Below are 16577 nucleotides of genomic sequence, written 5' to 3' on the forward strand. Positions count from 1 at the left end.
GGGCTGATCGTTCACGCGCCGGCCACCTCGGCGAGGAGCTGGAGTTCACCCGGCTGGGCGAGAACTCTCCTGTCCCCTCTGACAGGAGCCTTCATGCCTTCCACTGCTCGACGCAGCGTCCTCGGCGCCGCCTGCCTGACCCTGCTGACCGCCGCCCTGGCGGGTGCGGCACCCGCCCTGGCCGCCGACGCGCCGGGGCAGGCCAAGCCCGGGCACGAGACCTTTGCCGTCATCGGTGACGTGCCGTACGGCGCCGACCAGGTCGCGAAGTTCCCCGGCTGGGTCGACCAGATCAACGCCGACGCCCAGGTCGGCCTCGTCTTCCACGTGGGCGACATCAAGAACGGCTCGACGCGCTGCGACGACGCGTACTACCGGATGGTCCGCGCCCAGTTCGACCGGTTCACCGACCCGCTCGTCTACACGCCCGGCGACAACGAGTGGACCGACTGCCACCGCGCCAACAACGGGGCCTACGACCCGCTCGAGCGGCTCGCCTTCGACCGCTCGGTGTTCTTCGACCGGCCCGGGACCACGCTGGGTGCCCCGGCGCGGGTGACGGTGCCGGACGCGGCATACCCGGAGAACGTGGCGCTGCGCCGCGATGGGGTCTCCTTCGCCACCCTCCACGTCGTGGGGAGCAACAACGACCTCCAGCCCTGGACCGGCATCGGGCAGACCACCGCGACACCCGAGCAGTTCGCCGAGGAGCGCGGGCGGATGGACGCCTCGATCGCCTCGCTGCGCCGGACGTTCGCGGAGGCGACCCAACGACACGACCGTGCCGTCATGGTCCTGCAGCAGGCCGACATGTTCGACCCGACCTACACGCCGACCGAGGCCGACATCTCCGCGTTCCGGCCGCTGGTGCAGGCACTCGCCGAGGAGACCAGCCGGTTCGACGGCGACGTCTACCTCGTCAACGGCGACTCCCACATCTACAACTCCGACCGCCCGCTCGCGCCCGGGTCCGTGTGGCTGGAGCGGTACGGCGTCACGCAGCCGGCCGCCGGCCTGGAGCGGATCACGGTCGACGGCTCGGACAACAACAAGGACTGGCTCAAGGTCACGGTCAACCGTCCCGGTGCGACGTCGACGCTGAGCTGGGAGCGCGTGCCCTACACGGGTTGAGTGCTCGTGGAGGTGCCTGTCCAGGCCGATTTCTCGGTGGTCGNGTGTGGGTTAACGCCCACCGTGGGTTCAAATCCCACCGCCACCGCCAGCCAGACGAAGAAGGACCCGACAAGCATTTCGTCGGGTCCTTCTTCGTGTGATTGAACGCTGATCGCGTCGACCTGGTGGCAAACCGCGGTCATCGTCAGGGACGAGGGCGATCTGCCACCACCTCGGTGCCGGGGTCAGGGCCGGGGCCGGTGTCGCGACGGGAACGAGGGCGGCGGGCGCGGCTGCGTACCGCCATCCCGAGGGCGAGCAGGACCAGGAGCCAGTGGGGCACCCCGACGAACCACACCCGGTCGGCGTGGGGAGCGGCATCGGTGGGCGAGTCGCCGGCGGCAGCGTCGGCGTGGACCCACCAGAACCCCAGCCGGTTCCAGGTGGAGCGGGTCCCGATCGGCCGTGCGGGCCGCAGGATCTCGGCGCCGAGGTCGAGCCGCTGCACCTTCGTGGCCGAGAGGTCGCGGTGCTCGTCGATGCGCCCGACCAGCATCGAGCCGTTGCCGGGCCAGCGCACCCGGTAGAACGTCTGGTCCACCCACTGGCCGTGCCGGCCCTCGAGGTCCAGGCCGACGGAGGTGTAGCGGTAGGTCAGCGGCCACGCGATCAGCAGCACCACCAGGACGACCCACCAGCCCCTGCGTACCACTGCGCCTCCCTGTCCCGCGCCCCCGCCGGCGTCAGAAGACCGGCTTGCCCCCGGTCACCCCGAGCACCGTCCCCGAAACATAGCTGGCCTCGTCGGAGGCGAGGAAGACGTAGGCGCTCGCGACCTCGACCGGGTGCCCGGCCCGTCCGAGCGGGGTGTCGGCGCCGAAGCCCTCCACCTTGTCGGGCGCCATCGTGGCAGGGATGAGTGGCGTCCAGATCGGTCCGGGCGCGACCGCGTTGACGCGGATGCCGCGCGGGCCGAGCTCCTGCGCGAGGTTGACGACCATGTTGGTCAGCGCCGCCTTCGTCGAGGCGTAGTCGAGCAGGTGCTCGCTCGGCGCATACGCCTGCACCGACGTCGTCATGGTGATGCTGCCGCCGCCCTCGAGCTCGCCGGCGAGCGCGTGGCTGAGCCAGAACGGCGAGAACACGTTGGTCTCGAAGGTCCGGGCCACCTGCTCGGGCGGGAACTCCTCGAGCGAGTCGTGGGTCATCTGGTACGCCGCGTTGCAGACGAGCAGGTCGATGCCTCCGAGCGCCTCGGTCGCCTTCGTGGCGAGCTCGGCGTTGGCCTCCTGCGTCCGCAGGTCGGTGGGGAAGGAGAAGCCGCGAGCGCCGGCCGCCTCGACGTGGCGCAGGGTGTCGTCGGCGTCCGCCTGCTCCTGCGGCAGGTGGGCGATCGCGACGTCGGCGCCCTCCTTCGCGAAGGCGATCGCGATCGCGCGCCCGATGCCGGAGTCGCCGCCGGTGACCAGGGCGCGCCGACCCGAGAGGCGGCCGTGCCCGGTGTAGCTCTCCTCCCCGTGGTCGGCCTGCGGGTCGAGGGCGCTCACCGAGCCGGGCCAGTCCTGGGACTGGGCGGGGATGCTGGACAGGTCGGGTCGAGTGGTCATGCCGGGCCCCTACCCGGCCGAGGCGCCCTCGAACCCCTCGGCGGACAGGAGCGTGTCGAGCAGGCTGCGTACGGGGTCGTCACTGGGGGCGCCGCGCTCGGTGAGGCCGGAGACCACGCGGTAGGCCACGGTCGAGAGCTTGACGTTGTGCTGGTTGGAGTGCGAGCGCAGGAGCTCGAACGCGACGTCCTCCTCCACCCCGAACCCGAGCATCAGGGCGCCCTTGGCCTGCTCGATGGTGGCCCGGTGCTCGGAGGCGGCGGCGACGGCGGCGTCGGTGCGCTCGCGCACGGCCTCGGTGATGTCGACGAGGAATCCCAGGAGGCGCACGACCCGGTCGCCGGCCTTCTCGCTGCGGCCCACGACGACGACCGTGCGCTGGGGCCCGCCGGCCGTGGTGAGCCGGTAGGTCCAGGAGAACGCGCCGGGCGTGGCGACGGCATGCTGGACGCGCGCCGCGACGGTGTCCCGCTCCCCGTCGACGACGTGGTCGAGCAGGAGGGCCGTGGTCGGCTCGGCGTCCGCCGGCAGCCCGTGCAGGGCCCGCAGCTCGGGTGACCACGTCCACCGGTCGGCGATGACGTCGTACTGGAAGTGGGCCGCCCCGGGTTCGGGCGCAGCGGCGTGCAGTGGCATCAGACCTCGATCTCACCTGGCCGCGCGAGAGCGGCGGGTTCACATGACCTGGCCGCTGTTTGACCGGCGGTGAGCATATGTCGGCTCGGGAGATGTCCTCAACTCACTGCCACTGCACCGCCGTTCGGGGTGGAGGACTGCTCCGCCTGCAGTCCGGTCTTCGACGTCAGACCAGGCTGAGCAGGGCCAGCGCGTAGGCGCACTCGGGGTCGGCGTCCCGGAACGTCGTGACCCCGCTCGACCCGTCGCCGTCGCCGTCGCCGTCGGCGTCGGCGTGGTCGGCCACGACGTCGACCAGCCAGTCACCACCCTCGCGACGCAGGCCGACGAAACGGTCGCCCAGCAGCACGCGGAGCTGGTCCTCGCGCGGCATCCACAGCGCCGTGTCGAGGGTGACCGAGTCGAGCGCCCACTCGGTCGTCCCGTTGAACCCCAGCAGCGGCTGCCCGTGGAACGTGTGCACGTCGATCGTGAGGTGGCTGATCCAGAAGACCTCGCCCACCACGTTGGGTTGGTCGATGGTGAACCGGTCGCCGGGCGCAGGCTCCCACAGCACGCCACCCTCGCTGAGACCGCGCGCGAGCTCGACGGAGATCATGCCCTCGAGCCTACGTCCGTCCGGTCAGCAGGGCTTGGTCGTCGTGGGCGACGGCTTGGCCTTGGCCGCGGCCGCCAGGACGGTGAACTTGTCGCCGAGGACGAGGTCCACCGAGGAGTCGGTACGGCTGTCCTTGACCGCCTTCGCGCCCTTGACCAGCGTGAGAACCAGGCGCGCACCGGGGCGGCCGGTCGTGCCGTACCGGACCTCGGCGGGGCCGGACACGGTCTTCTGGAGCGGGTCGTTGGCGACCGTCGCGATGCGGTAGCCGCGCTTGCGCACCGCGCTGGCCGTCGTGGCGGCGAGGCCGCTGCGGTCGGTGGCGTTGTAGACGTTGACCGTCACTCCGGCGGGGGTCAGGGCGGGGGCGGCGGTCGTCGTGCAGGTCGGCTTCGTCGCGGTGCTGGGTCGCCCGTCGGACGCCTCGAAGTAGGAGTAGGCGTACCAGAAGGCGAAGAACAGCATGAGGGCGACGAGGCCGAGCGTGATGAGGGCGCGGCGTCGTCGCGCGCGCCGGGAGCTCGACGCCCCCGACTCCACGATGTAGCTCACCGCCCACCTCCGCCCCGTCGCGTGCGGCACCTGCTGCGCGCAGGGCCTGGTCGGGGCTAGTCAAGCACGAGGACGCGGGCGTGCAGGGTAGGTCGCTGCTGAAGGGCGGCACGCAGGGCGCGGTGCAGGCCGTCCTCGAGGTAGAGGTCGCCCTTCCACTCCACGACGTGGGCGAACAGGTCGCCGTAGAAGGTGGAGTCCTCGGCGAGCAGCTGCCCGAGGTCGAGGGTGCGCTTGGTGGTGATGAGCTCCTCGAGACGCACCATCCGTGGGGGCACCTCGGCCCAGTCCCGCGGCGTCTGCTTGCCGTGGTCCGGATACGGCTTGCCCTCGCCCACCTTCTTGAAGATCACCCAGCCACCATAGGGGTACGTCGCGTGCGACCCCAGTCGCCCGCGTCGCCTCTCGTCTCCCTGCGCCCGGGATCGCTGCCGCACTAGAGTGCCGGAGGTGACCGAGAACGCGAGTGGTGACCAGTCCGCGAAGTCCACCGAGCAGCTCGACGCGATCCGGGCGGGGNACGCGCCCGTCAAGGTGCCGCTGGCGACGCTCAACCGGCACGGCCTGGTCGCCGGAGCCACCGGCACGGGCAAGACGAAGACGTTGCAGCTCATGGCCGAGCAGCTCTCCGGCCAGGGCGTGCCGGTCTTCCTCGCCGACATCAAGGGCGACCTGTCCGGGATGGCGACCGCGGGGGTCAGCAACGACCGGATCGCGAGCCGGGCGACCGACGTCGGGCAGCAGTGGGTGGGCACCGCGTACCCCACCGAGTTCCTGTCACTCGGCGGTCTCGGGCAGGGCATCCCCGTCCGCGCCACCGTGACGTCGTTCGGCCCGACGCTGCTGTCGAAGGTGTTGGGGCTCAACGACACCCAGGAGTCCAGCCTCGGCCTGGTCTTCCACTACGCCGACAAGAACGGCCTGGCGCTGCTCGACATCAAGGACCTGCGCGAGGTCGTCTCCTACCTCACCTCCGACGAGGGCAAGGCCGACCTCAAGTCGCTCGGCGGCCTGTCGTCGGCGACGGCAGGTGTCATCCTGCGGGAGCTCGTGGCGTTCTCCGACCAGGGCGCCGACGCGTTCTTCGGTGAACCCGAGTTCGACACCGCGGACTTGCTCCGCACGGCTGCCGACGGCAAGGGCCTGGTCACCTGCCTGGAGCTGCCCGCCGTGCAGGACCGGCCGGCGCTGTTCTCGACGTTCCTCATGTGGCTGCTCGCGGACCTGTTCCACGACCTCCCCGAGATCGGCGACGCCGACAAGCCCAAGCTGGTGTTCTTCTTCGACGAGGCCCACCTGTTGTTCAAGGACGCGAGCAAGGCGTTCCTGTCGGCGATCGAGCAGACCGTGCGACTCATCCGGTCCAAGGGCGTCGGCGTCTTCTTCGTGACCCAGAGCCCCAAGGACGTGCCCAGCGGGGTGCTGGCCCAGCTCGGCAACCGGGTGCAGCACGCGTTGCGCGCCTACACGCCCGAGGACGCCAAGGCGCTCAAGGCCGCGGTGTCGACCTACCCCCGCAGCGACTACGACCTCGAGGAGCTGCTCACCTCCCTCGGCACCGGCGAGGCCGTCGTCACGGTGCTGTCGGAGAAGGGTGCGCCGACCCCGGTCGCGTGGACCCGCATGATCGCCCCGCAGTCGCTGATGGCGCCCTCCGACGCGGCGACCGTCACCGCGCTCATCGCGGGGTCACCGCTGGCGGCGGAGTACGCCACTGCCGTCGACCGCGAGTCCGCCTACGAGAAGCTGCGCGCCCGCCTCGAGGCGGCACCCGCCGCGCCGCCGGCCGCTCCCGCTCCCGCTCCCCAGTCCGCTCAGTCCCCGGCGCCGGCCCCGCACGCCCCGAAGCCGGCGAAGGAGCAGCCCGGCATCGTCGAGCAGGTGGTGACGTCGAGCGCGTTCAAGTCGGCCCTGCGCTCGGCCGGCACCGTCCTCGGCCGCGAGATCACCCGCTCGATCTTCGGCACCGCCCGCCGCTCCCGCTGACCCGTCCGCCGACTCCGACCGCACCCATACCCGGCCGCCCTCCGACGCCGGTTCGAGGTATTCGGCGACCGGATCCCGGCGGCGGAATACCTCGAACGGCGAGGGCTCGCCAGGCGAACGCGGGGCGGTCAGCCGAGGACGGTGGCGACGAACAGGATGACGGGGACGGCGCCGACCGTCGTGATGAGGATCGTGTCGCGTGCCAGGACCGTGGCGCGGCCGTAGCGCGTGGCGTGGACGAAGATGTTCTGCGCGGTCGGCAGGGCCGAGGTGACCACGATGGCGAGCAGGGCGTGCCCCTCGACGCCGATGAGCTGTGAGGCGACGAACCACGCCACGAGCGGCTGCAGGACCAGCTTGAGAGCGGACGTCGCGGCCAGCTCCGTGACCGACCCGGCGCGGCCGAGCCCGGGCCCGAGGCGCAGCGCGATGCCGTAGGCGATGAGCATGCTGGGCACCGCCATGTTGCCGATCAGCCCGAGTGGACTGGCCAGCGGTGCCGGGAGCGTCCATCCGGTCACCGACAGCAGCACGCCGGCGAGCGAGCCCACGGTCAGCGGGTTCCTCAGCGGTCGGGACAGCACCTGCCACACCGAGCCCGAGCGTCCCCGGGCGTCGACGTCGAGGACGGCCAGGGCCAGGGGCTGCAGGACGAGCAGCTGCAGCAGGAGCGTCGGCGCGACCAGGGCTGCGTCGCCGAGGACATAGCTGGCGACGGGGATGCCGAGGTTGCCGGCGTTGACGTATGACGCGGAGAGCGCGCCGATGGTGGCGTCACCGAGGCGACGGTGCCAGACCCAGCGGGCGAGGGCGCAGTACGGCCCGGCGGTGGCGACCACGCCCGCACTGGTGGCGAGCAGGTTGGCCGACAGCACCGAGTGGACGTCGGCACGGCTGAGGGTGATGACCATGAGGGCCGGGCTGGCCACGAAGAACGCGAGCTTCGACAGGAGCCGCTGCGCCTGGAGGTCGAGCACGCGCAGGTGGGCGAGCAGCGCACCGACGCCGATGACGACGGCGATCGTGGCGAAACCGGTGAAGACCCCCTGCACGCCGTCAGGCTAGACGGGAGGGCGCAGCACAGGTGCGAGGGTCTCGAGAAGGCCGGCGTCCTCGATGGTGCCCGGCACGACCGGCGTGTGCCCGTCGGCCATCTCGCGCATCGTCTTGCGCAGGATCTTGCCCGAGCGCGTCTTCGGCAGGGCCGGCACGATGTCGACGCGGTGCAGGGAGGCGACGGCCCCGACCTCGTCGCGCACCCGCTGCACGAGCTCGGCCCGGATGCGCTCGCCGTCGGTCGCGCCGTCGACACCGGCCTTGAGCACCACCAGCCCGCGCGGCACCTGGCCCTTGAGGTCGTCGGCGACCCCGATGACCGCGCACTCGGCGACGGCCTCGTGCCCGGCGAGGGCGGCCTCGATGGAGCCGGTCGACAGCCGGTGCCCCGCGACGTTGAGGACGTCGTCGGTGCGGCCCATGACGTGCAGGTAGCCGTCCTCGTCGACGAACCCGCCGTCGCCGGTGAGGTAGTAGCCGTCGAAGGCCGACAGGTAGCCCGCGACGTAGCGCTCGTCGTCGCCCCACAGGGTCGGCAGCGTGCCGGGTGGCAGTGGCAGCTTGATGCAGATGGACCCCTCCCGACCCGCGGGCACCCGCTCACCACGCTCGTCCAGGACGTGCACGTCGTACCCCGGGCAGGGCACGCTCGGCGAGCCGGCCTTGATGGGCATGGGCTCGAGGCCGCGCAGGTTGGCGGCGACCGGCCAGCCGGTCTCGGTCTGCCACCAGTTGTCGACGACGGGCACCCCGAGCCGATCGCAGGCCCACGCATACGTGTCGGGGTCGAGCCGTTCGCCAGCCAGGAACACCGTCTGGAGCGACGAGAGGTCGTGCCCCTGCATGAGCCGCCCCTCGGGGTCGTCGCGCTTGATGGCGCGGTAGGCGGTGGGGGCGGTGAACATCGCCTTCACGCCGTACTCCGCGATGACGCGCCAGAACGCGCCGGCGTCCGGGGTGCCGACCGGCTTCCCTTCGTAGAGAACGGTGGTCGCGCCGGTGAGCAGCGGCGCGTAGACGATGTAGGAGTGGCCGACGACCCAGCCGACGTCGCTGGCGGTGAACCACGGGTCGCCGGGCCCGATGCCGAACACGTTCTCCATCGACCAGCGCAACGCCACCGCGTGCCCGCCGTTGTCGCGGACGATGCCCTTGGGCCGGCCGGTCGTGCCGGAGGTGTAGAGGATGTAGAGCGGGTCGGTGGCGGCCACCTCGACGCAGTCGGCCGGCTCGGCGTCGGCGACGAGCTCGTCCCAGTCGAGCTCCTCCCAGTCGGTGTCGCGCTCACCGACGGCGGCGCGGGCCTGCGGGCGCTGGAGCACGATGACGGTCTCGGGCTTGTGGCTGCTGCGGTCGAGCGCGTCGTCGAGCATCGGCTTGTACTCGACGACGCGGCTCGGCTCGATGCCGCAGCTGGCCGCGACGACCACGGTCGGACGCGCGTCCTCGATGCGGGCCGCGAGCTCGGCCGGCGCGAAGCCCCCGAACACGACGGAGTGGACGGCACCGAGGCGGGCGCAGGCCAGCATGGCGACCACTGCCTCCGGGACCATCGGCATGTAGATGACGACCCGGTCGCCCTTGGTCACCCCGAGCGAGTCCAGCGCCCCGGCGAAGGTGGCGACCTGTGCCAACAGCTCGGCATAGGTGAGCGTCTGCTTCGTGCCGGTCACCGGGGAGTCGTAGAGGAGCGCGGCCTGGGGACCGCGTCCGGCCGCGACGTGGCGGTCGAGCGCGTTGAAACAGGTGTTGAGGGTGCCGCCGGTGAACCAGCGGTAGAACGGCGGCCGGTCGTCGTCGAGCACCCGCGGGGGAGGGGTGACCCAGTCGACGAGCCGGGCGGCCCGCCCCCAGAAGGCATCCGGGTCGGCCAGGCTCTCGTCGTACGCCGCGCGGTAGGCACCGTTGCTCATGGGTCCATCGTGCGGCGCGACCCCTGACCGCGCCAGAGGCGTGGACGGCCGGCGCGACGGGAGCGCGGCTCGCTGCGGCGAGCGGTACCCGGTGCGCCCTTCCCGTGACGCGGACCGGTCGTCAGGTGGGGGTGACCGGGGGTGCCCAGCCCGGGCGCGGGATCAGGCAGAAGGGGTGGCCGGCCGGGTCGGCATACACGTGCTCACCCGGCGGGCTGAGCAGCCGCGCCCCGAGGGCGACCGCCTCGGCGCCCAGCACGACGGGGTCGTCGGCCATGACGTCGAGGTGCACCTGCTGCGGCCGGGCGGGGTCGCCCCAGACGGGTGGCTGGTGGTCGGGCGCGAGCTGGAACGCCAGTCCCGACGTGGTGTCGTCGACGGACACCACGACCCAGGTGTCGCTGGTGCAGGTCACGGGCAGGTCCAGGAGCGCCGACCAGAACGCGGCCACCGCGTGCGGGTCGCGGCAGTCGAGGACGACGTGGTGCAGGCGCCCGGGCACGAGCGGCCTAGTCGACCGGGCGGTTGCTGTAGCGGATCCAGGCCGAGGAGTCGCGGTGCCACCACCGGACCAGCGTCCAGGCGCCGATGAGCAGCAGGGACAGCGCGAGCGTCCTCGCGAAGAGCCCGGCGGTGGGCAGCAGGCCGCCGAAGAAGACGACCAGCGCGATGGCGAACAGCGCGCAGCCGAGCCACCGGGCCCACGACGACCCGCGCGAGGCCGCCTGCGCCAGGCTGAACCAGGCGACGGCCGACACCACGGCCCAGGCGATCGAGATGGTCAGGCTGAGGGCGACGATGCTGTCGAGGTCGCTGGCGTTGACGCGGGCTCCCTGCGACCTGGCCTCGGCGGCGAACGCGGTGTGGAGGGCGCCGCGGGTGAAGAAGGCGCGCGGGACCTCGAGCAGGCTGAGTACGGCGCCGACCTGCAGGAGGCGCACGGTCTCGAGGATCGACTGCGGCGGCACCACCGGGGAGCCGGGGCGCCACGTGGTGCGCTCGGCAGCCCGCCCGTCGCCCGCGGTGTCGGGGCTGAGGGCTCCGCGCCAGCGGATCTGTCGCGCCATGGGTCGACCCTAATCCGCGAAGGGGTGCTGGTCACCGGGTGACCTGACGAAATCCTGACCAAACCGGACACCTGAACCCCTTGTCCCGTCTCTGCAAACGTAGGTAAGTTCCGCAGGAAGTCATTCAATGGTGAATCGTTCACTTCCTTGGAGGAGCCCATGTCCGGGTCTGTCCTGTCCCGTCGTTCCGTTGTCGCCGGGGCCGCCGGCATCGCCCTCCTCGGCGCCGGGCTGTCCACCGCAGCCGCCGCGCCGACCACGGCGCCACCCCTTCCCCCCGCGGCGGAGAACGGCTGGGTGACCTCGACCCTCGCGCGGATGACGCTCGAGGAGAAGGTCGGGCAGCTGTTCATCCAGAACGTCTACGGCAAGGACGCCACCACCCCGGACGCACGCAACATCCCGCTGTACGGCGTCGCGAGCCCGGCGGAGGTCGTGCGCAAGTACCACCTCGGCGGGGTCATCTACTTCGCCTGGACCGACAGCGTCCAGAACCCGCAGCAGATCACCGGGCTGTCCAACGGCCTCCAGCAGGCCGCGCTCAGCCAGGACTCGAAGGTCCACATCCCACTGCAGGTGGCGACCGACCAGGAGCAGGGGGTGGTCACCCGCATCGGCCCTCCGGCGACGCAGTTCCCCGGGTCGATGGCGCTCGGCGCCGGCCGCAGCACCGACGACGCCCGCACCGCGGCGCGGATCACCGGTGAGGAGCTCAAGGCCATGGGCGTCAACACCGACTTCGCGCCCGACTCCGACGTCAACGTCAACGCCCTCAACCCCGTCATCGGCACCCGGTCGTTCTCCTCCGACCCGGCGCTCGCAGCCAGCATGGTCGGCGCCCAGGTGCGCGGCTACCAGGACGACGCCGGCATCTCCTCCTCCGCCAAGCACTTCCCAGGGCACGGCGACACCGCGACCGACAGCCACGTCGCCTTCCCGGTCATCACGCACAGCCGCCAGCAGTGGGAGCAGATCGACGCCCCGCCGTTCAAGCAGGCCATCGCCGACGGCATCGACATGATCATGACGGCGCACCTGAGCTTCCCGGCGCTCGACGACTCCGGCAACCCCGCGACGCTCAGCCGGCCCATCCTCACCGGCCTGCTGCGGGGCGAGCTCGGCTACAAGGGGGTCATCGTCACCGACTCGCTGGCGATGCAGGGTGTGCGCGACCTCTACGGCGACCCCGAGGTCGCCGTCCGAGCCCTGTCCGCCGGTGCCGACCAGCTGCTCATGACGCCGGCCATGGACGACGCGTACGCCGCCGTGGTCGACGCCGTGCGCACCGGCCGGATCAGCCGGGCGGAACTCGACGCCAAGGTGCGCCGCGTCCTGGAGCTGAAGTACTCGCGCGGCATCGTCGCCCACCCGTACGCAGACCCGGCCGCCCTCGACTCGGTCGTCGGCACCCCGGAGCACCTCGCTGCGGCCGACGCCATCACCGACCGCACGACGACGCTCGTGAAGAACGACGCCGGCACCCTTCCGCTCGCCACGTCCGGCCGCAAGGTCCTCGTCACCGGGTACGGCGTCACGACCACCCAGACCCTCGCCGGCGGGCTGGCGGAGCAGGGTGCGGTCACCACGGTCAAGCAGACCGGCACCTCGCCGACCGACGCCCAGGTCGCCAGCGCAGTCGCTGCCGCGGCGGGCCAGGACGCCGTCGTCGTGACCACCATGAAGGCCTGGGACACCTCGGCCACCGACCCGCGCGGTGGCCAGCAGAAGCTGGTCCAGGCGCTGCTCGCGACCGGCAAGCCGGTCATCGTGGTCGCCACCCGCGACCCCTACGACATCGCCTACATGACGCAGGCGCCGACCTACCTCGCGACCTACTCCTACAGCCCGGTCGCCATCGAGGCGGTCGCCCGCGTCATCGCCGGCAAGGTCACCCCGACCGGCAAGCTGCCGGTCGACATCCCGGTCGCCGGCGACCCGTCGACGGTCCTCTACCCCTTCGGCCACGGCCTCACCTACTGAGGCGCAAGGAGAGCTCCCATGGGCAACCTCGACCGACGACAGCTCCTCACCGCAGCGGGTGCGGGGGCACTGGCCCTTCCGCTGGGTATCGCGTCCGCGACCACCGCGGGCGCCTCCACCACCGCCCGGGTACCCGGTGGGGCCGGGCCGGCGGGCGCCCCCGCCGGCCCGGCTGCGGGCTCCTTCCCGCGGCGGCCGGTCACCACCGGCGCGGAACGTGCAGCAGCGGACCGGTGGTCGACGCTCGCGGGGCAGAAGGTCGGCGTCATCACCAACCCGACCGGGATCCTCGGCAACCTGCGGACGAACGTCGACGAGATGCACGAGGCGGGCACTGTCGACATCGTCGGGGTCTTCGGCCCGGAGCACGGCTTCCGCGGCACCGCACAGGCCGGCGGCTCCGAGGGGACCTCGACCGACCCGCGCACCGGCCTGACCGTCTACGACGCCTACGGTGCCGGGGTCTCCAAGCTCACCGAGCTGTTCCGGACCGCCGGGGTCGAGACCGTGGTCTTCGACATCCAGGACGCGGGCGCCCGCTTCTACACCTACATCTGGACCATGTACACGGCCATGCGCGCGGCCGTCGCCACCGGGGCGAGGTTCGTCGTCCTCGACCGCCCGAACCCGTTGGGCGGCAAGGCCTACGGGCCCATGATGACCACCGCGTACACCTCGGGCGTGGGTGCGAAGGAGATCGTGCAGGCGCACGGCATGACCGTCGGCGAGCTCGCGCGCTACTTCGACGGGGAGTTCCTCACCGCCGACGCCGGGAGCCGCCTCGAGGAGCTGTCGGTCGTGGAGGTCGGCGGCTGGCGCCGTGACGTGACCTTCGCGGCCACGGGCCTGCCGTGGGTCATGCCCAGCCCCAACATGCCGACGCCCGACACCGCCCTCGTCTACCCCGGCACCGGGATGTTCGAGGGGACCAACCTCTCGGAGGGCCGCGGCACGACCCGCCCGTTCGAGCTGGTCGGCGCCCCCTACGTCGACTACCGGTGGGCCGAACGCCTTGCGGCACTGGACCTCCCGGGCGTCGGCTTCCGTGAGGCCTACTTCACGCCGACCTTCAGCAAGCACGTCAACACCGTGTGTGGCGGCGTGCAGGTCCACGTCACGGACCCGTCCGCAATCGACCCCATGCGCGTGGGCGTGGAGATGCTCGTGGCCGCGAAGAAGCTCTACCCCGAGTTCGCCTGGCGCTACGACAGCTACGACCCGGCGCGCCCCTACTGGGTCGACAAGCTGTCCGGCTCGACCCGTCTGCGCGAGCAGGTGACCGCGGGTGCCTCCGCCGACGAGGTCGTGGGCGCCTGGCGCGACGAGCTCGCGGCGTTCGACCGTCGCCGGCAGCAGTACCTCCTCTACCGCGGCCCCGCCGCCTGACCCGATCGGTGCCCCTCCATGCGCCTGCGCCCAGCCCTGTCCGCGACCGTCGCCGCGTGCGCCCTCGTGGCCACCGGTGCCCTCGTGCCCACGCCCGCCGTGGCTGAGGACTTCAGCAAGCCGTTCCACGGCTTCGCCCCGCCCAGCACGGTGCTCGCCGACGCCTCACCGGCGTCCGTGGGCCTCGACCCGGCGCCGATCGCGACCGCGGTCGAGCAGATCCGGGGGCACGAGACGGCTCCCGCTGGCGGACACCCCATGTACGCAGGAGCGGTTGGGCTCATGGGCCACGACGGCAAGGTCGTCGAGCGTGACGCCAGCGGCTACGCCCTGAAGTACGCGGACGCGACGACCAAGCTGCCGCGCGACCAGTGGGTGCCGATGCGGGACGACACGGTCTTCGACCTGGCCTCGGTGTCCAAGCTGTTCACCTCGCTCGCCGTCGTGCAGCTCATCGAGGAGGGCAAGGTCGCCCTCGACGCACCCGTGGCGACCTACCTGCCGGAGTTCGCCGCCGCGGGCAAGGAAGCCGTCACCATCGGGCAGCTGCTCACGCACACCTCCGGGTTCACCTCGTGGCTGCCGCTGTGGAGCAAGTACCCGGACAAGGCGTCACGCATCAAGGCGGTCATGGACCAGCCGCTGACCAACCGGCCCGGGTCGACCTACCTCTACAGCGACCTCAACATGATCACCCTCGGTGTCGTCGTGGAGAGGCTGCGCGGCAAGTCCCTCGACCAGGTCGTCGCGGAGCGCATCACCGGTCCGCTCGGGATGAAGGACACCGGCTACAACCCGACCGACCGGACGCGCACCGCCGCCACGGAGTACCAGACCGCACCGGCCCGCGGCATGGTCTGGGGCGAGGTCCACGACGAGAACGCCTGGTCGCTCGGCGGAGTCGCCGGCCACGCCGGGGTCTTCTCCACCGCCGACGACCTCGCGGTGCTCATCCAGGCGCTGCTCAACGGCGGCACCTACCGCGGTCACCGGATCCTCAGCCGTGCCAGCGTCACCCAGCTCATCACCGACTTCAACGGCGACTTCCCTGGCGACGCCCACGGCCTGGGCTTCGAGCTGGACCAGCGGTGGTACATGGACGCCCTCTCCGGGCCGCGCACCGCCGGCCACACCGGGTACACGGGCACGTCGATCGTCATCGACTTCGCGTCGCGCTCGTTCGCGATCCTGCTCACCAACCGCGTGCACCCCTCGCGCAGCTGGGGCAGCAACAACCTGGCCCGGCGCGAGTGGGCCGGCGGCCTGGCCCAAGCGATGCGCGTGCGGCCGAAGCACGGTGACACCGCGTGGTTCTCCGGTGCTCGCGACGGCTCCACGTCGACCCTCGCCACCGCGCCGCTGCCGGTGCCCGCTGCGGGTGCGCACCTGGGGTTCGACCTCTTCCTCGACACGGAGGAGACCGACCTGCTGGTGCTGGAGCGGTCGACCGACGGTGGTGCGACCTGGGCGAAGGTGCCGTTCACGGTGCGTGACCGCGGCGAGACGACCGCCAGTGACGGGGTCGTCTCGGGCAGCGGCGACCGTCGCTGGGCCCAGGCGCGGGCCGACCTCCCGCCGGGCACGCAGTCGCTGCGCTGGCGCTACACCACCGACGGCTCCTACCTCGGGCGTGGCGTGTACGTCGACGACGTCAGGGTCGCGGGGCCCGGCGGGGCGCTGCTCGACGGTGAGTCCCACCCGGACGCCTTCACCGCCGACGGCTGGAGCCTGCAGTCACGCTGAGGCGGGCGGCCACGCCGTACGGTAAGCGCATGTCCACCCGCGCCTCCGACGCCACCGCGCCGCCCGTGCCCCTCCTGCTGCGGCTGCGGGGGATCCGCCCGTCGCTGTCGCCCGCCGAGGACCGGGTGGCCGAGCAGGTGCTCGCCGACCCGCGCGCGGCCGCGGCCCTGACCATCAGCGAGCTCGCGGCGACGGCGCGGACCTCGGAGACGACGGTGCTGCGGTTCTGCCGCCGGCTGGGGCTGCCCGGGTACCCCCAGCTGCGCCTGGGCCTGGCCGAGGAGAGCGCCCACCCGCGGTCCGCCGCCGCGGCCGACACCGACATCAGCGCCAAGGACTCGATCGACGACATCATCGCCAAGGTCGCCTGGGTCGACGCGAGCGCGGTCGAGGAGACCGCCCAGCAGCTCGACCGGCAGGCCCTCGCGGCCACCGCCGCTGCGGTGGCCGCGGCCAAGCGGGTCGACATCTACGGCATCGGCGCCAGCGCGATCGTCGGCACCGACCTCCAGCAGAAGCTGCACCGCATCGGTGTGGTGGCCTTCGTGTGGAACGACCCGCACATCGCCCTCACCAGCGCCACGCTGCTGTCGGCCGGTGACGTCGCGATCGGCATCTCGCACTCCGGCACGACGAGCGAGACCATCGCCGCCCTCGACGCAGCGCGGGGCAGGGGGGCCACGACGGTCGCCGTGACCAACTTCCCGGTCTCGCCGCTCGCGGGGGAGGCCGACCTGGTGCTGACCACGGCGGCCAGGGAGACCAGCCTGCGGTCGGGCGCGACGGCCAGCCGCATCGCGGCCCTGACGGTCGTCGACTGCCTGTACATCGCTGTGGCACAACGGAACCTGCCCCGGGCGCGCAAGGCGGTCAAGGAGACGCGCCAAGCTGTCGCGAGCCGTCACGTCGACCCGCAGACGTGACTGATTCACACCATTGA

15 protein-coding genes and 1 pseudogene are annotated in these 16577 nt (G+C 72.0%); 6 read left to right on the top strand and 10 right to left on the bottom strand.

The window, feature by feature from the left end; all coding sequences use genetic code 11:
* The first annotated feature begins 93 nt into the window (after positions 1-93).
* On the top strand, positions 94-1131 hold the full coding sequence (locus ASG70_RS06430) for a metallophosphoesterase (protein WP_056883001.1): 1038 nt from the start codon (positions 94-96) through the stop codon (positions 1129-1131).
* 187 nt (positions 1132-1318) lie between these two features.
* On the opposite strand, the gene ASG70_RS06435 is transcribed toward ASG70_RS06430, so the two are convergent.
* The 6 genes from ASG70_RS06435 to ASG70_RS06460 all read right to left on the bottom strand — a co-directional run bounded on the left by ASG70_RS06435 (position 1319) and on the right by ASG70_RS06460 (position 4859).
* Complete coding sequence (locus tag ASG70_RS06435; protein WP_056883002.1) at positions 1319-1825, bottom strand: hypothetical protein; 507 nt, start codon at positions 1823-1825, stop codon at positions 1319-1321.
* A 31-nt stretch (positions 1826-1856) separates the two neighbouring features.
* Positions 1857-2720 carry an SDR family oxidoreductase gene (locus ASG70_RS06440; RefSeq protein WP_056883003.1) on the bottom strand — a complete coding sequence of 288 codons (864 nt, stop codon included), beginning with the start codon at positions 2718-2720 and terminating at the stop codon, positions 1857-1859.
* Positions 2721-2729: 9 nt separating this feature from the next.
* Positions 2730-3356 carry an ANTAR domain-containing protein gene (locus ASG70_RS06445; protein ID WP_056883004.1) on the bottom strand — a complete coding sequence of 209 codons (627 nt, stop codon included), beginning with the start codon at positions 3354-3356 and terminating at the stop codon, positions 2730-2732.
* 166 nt (positions 3357-3522) lie between these two features.
* Positions 3523-3954, bottom strand: a complete 432-nt coding sequence (locus ASG70_RS06450) for a hypothetical protein (RefSeq protein WP_056883005.1) — start codon at positions 3952-3954, stop codon at positions 3523-3525.
* A 24-nt stretch (positions 3955-3978) separates the two neighbouring features.
* Positions 3979-4506: a LytR C-terminal domain-containing protein gene (locus ASG70_RS06455; protein ID WP_056883006.1), complete on the bottom strand. Its 528-nt coding sequence runs from the start codon at positions 4504-4506 to the stop codon at positions 3979-3981.
* A gap of 56 nt (positions 4507-4562) precedes the next feature.
* The gene (locus ASG70_RS06460; RefSeq protein ID WP_056883007.1) at positions 4563-4859 is read right to left on the bottom strand and encodes a type II toxin-antitoxin system VapB family antitoxin; all 297 of its coding nucleotides are present in this window, start codon (positions 4857-4859) and stop codon (positions 4563-4565) included.
* Positions 4860-5026: 167 nt separating this feature from the next.
* On the opposite strand from ASG70_RS06460, the pseudogene ASG70_RS06465 reads away from it, so the two are divergent.
* Positions 5027-6492, top strand: a pseudogene (locus ASG70_RS06465) (helicase HerA-like domain-containing protein); the annotation flags it as partial.
* Between the two features lie 128 nt (positions 6493-6620).
* On the opposite strand, the gene ASG70_RS06470 reads toward ASG70_RS06465, so the two are convergent.
* The 4 genes from ASG70_RS06470 to ASG70_RS06485 form a co-directional block, all read right to left on the bottom strand.
* Positions 6621-7544, bottom strand: a complete 924-nt coding sequence (locus ASG70_RS06470) for an AEC family transporter (protein ID WP_056883008.1) — start codon at positions 7542-7544, stop codon at positions 6621-6623.
* Between the two features lie 9 nt (positions 7545-7553).
* Entirely contained in the window at positions 7554-9461 is a 1908-nt protein-coding gene (locus ASG70_RS06475; RefSeq protein ID WP_056883009.1) for a propionyl-CoA synthetase, read from the bottom strand.
* Positions 9462-9582: 121 nt separating this feature from the next.
* The gene (locus tag ASG70_RS06480; protein ID WP_056883010.1) at positions 9583-9963 is read right to left on the bottom strand and encodes a VOC family protein; all 381 of its coding nucleotides are present in this window, start codon (positions 9961-9963) and stop codon (positions 9583-9585) included.
* A gap of 7 nt (positions 9964-9970) precedes the next feature.
* Positions 9971-10528 (bottom strand): hypothetical protein, encoded by a 558-nt coding sequence (locus tag ASG70_RS06485; protein WP_056883011.1) that lies wholly within the window; start codon positions 10526-10528, stop codon positions 9971-9973.
* A gap of 159 nt (positions 10529-10687) precedes the next feature.
* Between ASG70_RS06485 and ASG70_RS06490 the strand changes: the two genes are divergently transcribed.
* The 4 genes from ASG70_RS06490 to ASG70_RS20250 are packed head-to-tail and all read left to right on the top strand — an operon-like array spanning position 10688 to position 16560.
* Positions 10688-12508 carry a glycoside hydrolase family 3 protein gene (locus ASG70_RS06490; protein ID WP_082590207.1) on the top strand — a complete coding sequence of 607 codons (1821 nt, stop codon included), beginning with the start codon at positions 10688-10690 and terminating at the stop codon, positions 12506-12508.
* A gap of 18 nt (positions 12509-12526) precedes the next feature.
* Positions 12527-13894, top strand: a complete 1368-nt coding sequence (locus tag ASG70_RS06495; RefSeq protein WP_056883012.1) for an exo-beta-N-acetylmuramidase NamZ domain-containing protein — start codon at positions 12527-12529, stop codon at positions 13892-13894.
* An 18-nt stretch (positions 13895-13912) separates the two neighbouring features.
* On the top strand, positions 13913-15637 hold the full coding sequence (locus ASG70_RS06500; protein WP_056883013.1) for a serine hydrolase: 1725 nt from the start codon (positions 13913-13915) through the stop codon (positions 15635-15637).
* Between the two features lie 29 nt (positions 15638-15666).
* Positions 15667-16560: a MurR/RpiR family transcriptional regulator gene (locus ASG70_RS20250; RefSeq protein ID WP_056883014.1), complete on the top strand. Its 894-nt coding sequence runs from the start codon at positions 15667-15669 to the stop codon at positions 16558-16560.
* Positions 16561-16577 lie beyond the last annotated feature (17 nt).

It is taken from the genome of Phycicoccus sp. Soil748, from assembly GCF_001428025.1.
Lineage (GTDB): Bacteria > Actinomycetota > Actinomycetes > Actinomycetales > Dermatophilaceae > Pedococcus.

Excerpts from the sequence above, each read along its gene's own strand:
- ASG70_RS06430 (WP_056883001.1), top strand. The coding sequence starts at position 94 with ATGCCTTCCACTGCTCGACGCAGCGTCCTCGGCGCCGCCTGCCTGACC.
- ASG70_RS06440 (WP_056883003.1), bottom strand. The coding sequence starts at position 2,720 with ATGACCACTCGACCCGACCTGTCCAGCATCCCCGCCCAGTCCCAGGAC.
- ASG70_RS06445 (WP_056883004.1), bottom strand. The coding sequence starts at position 3,356 with ATGCCACTGCACGCCGCTGCGCCCGAACCCGGGGCGGCCCACTTCCAG.
- ASG70_RS06450 (WP_056883005.1), bottom strand. The coding sequence starts at position 3,954 with ATGATCTCCGTCGAGCTCGCGCGCGGTCTCAGCGAGGGTGGCGTGCTG.
- ASG70_RS06475 (WP_056883009.1), bottom strand. The coding sequence starts at position 9,461 with ATGAGCAACGGTGCCTACCGCGCGGCGTACGACGAGAGCCTGGCCGAC.
- ASG70_RS06485 (WP_056883011.1), bottom strand. The coding sequence starts at position 10,528 with ATGGCGCGACAGATCCGCTGGCGCGGAGCCCTCAGCCCCGACACCGCG.
- ASG70_RS06490 (WP_082590207.1), top strand. The coding sequence starts at position 10,688 with ATGTCCGGGTCTGTCCTGTCCCGTCGTTCCGTTGTCGCCGGGGCCGCC.
- ASG70_RS06495 (WP_056883012.1), top strand. The coding sequence starts at position 12,527 with ATGGGCAACCTCGACCGACGACAGCTCCTCACCGCAGCGGGTGCGGGG.
- ASG70_RS06500 (WP_056883013.1), top strand. The coding sequence starts at position 13,913 with ATGCGCCTGCGCCCAGCCCTGTCCGCGACCGTCGCCGCGTGCGCCCTC.
- ASG70_RS20250 (WP_056883014.1), top strand. The coding sequence starts at position 15,667 with ATGTCCACCCGCGCCTCCGACGCCACCGCGCCGCCCGTGCCCCTCCTG.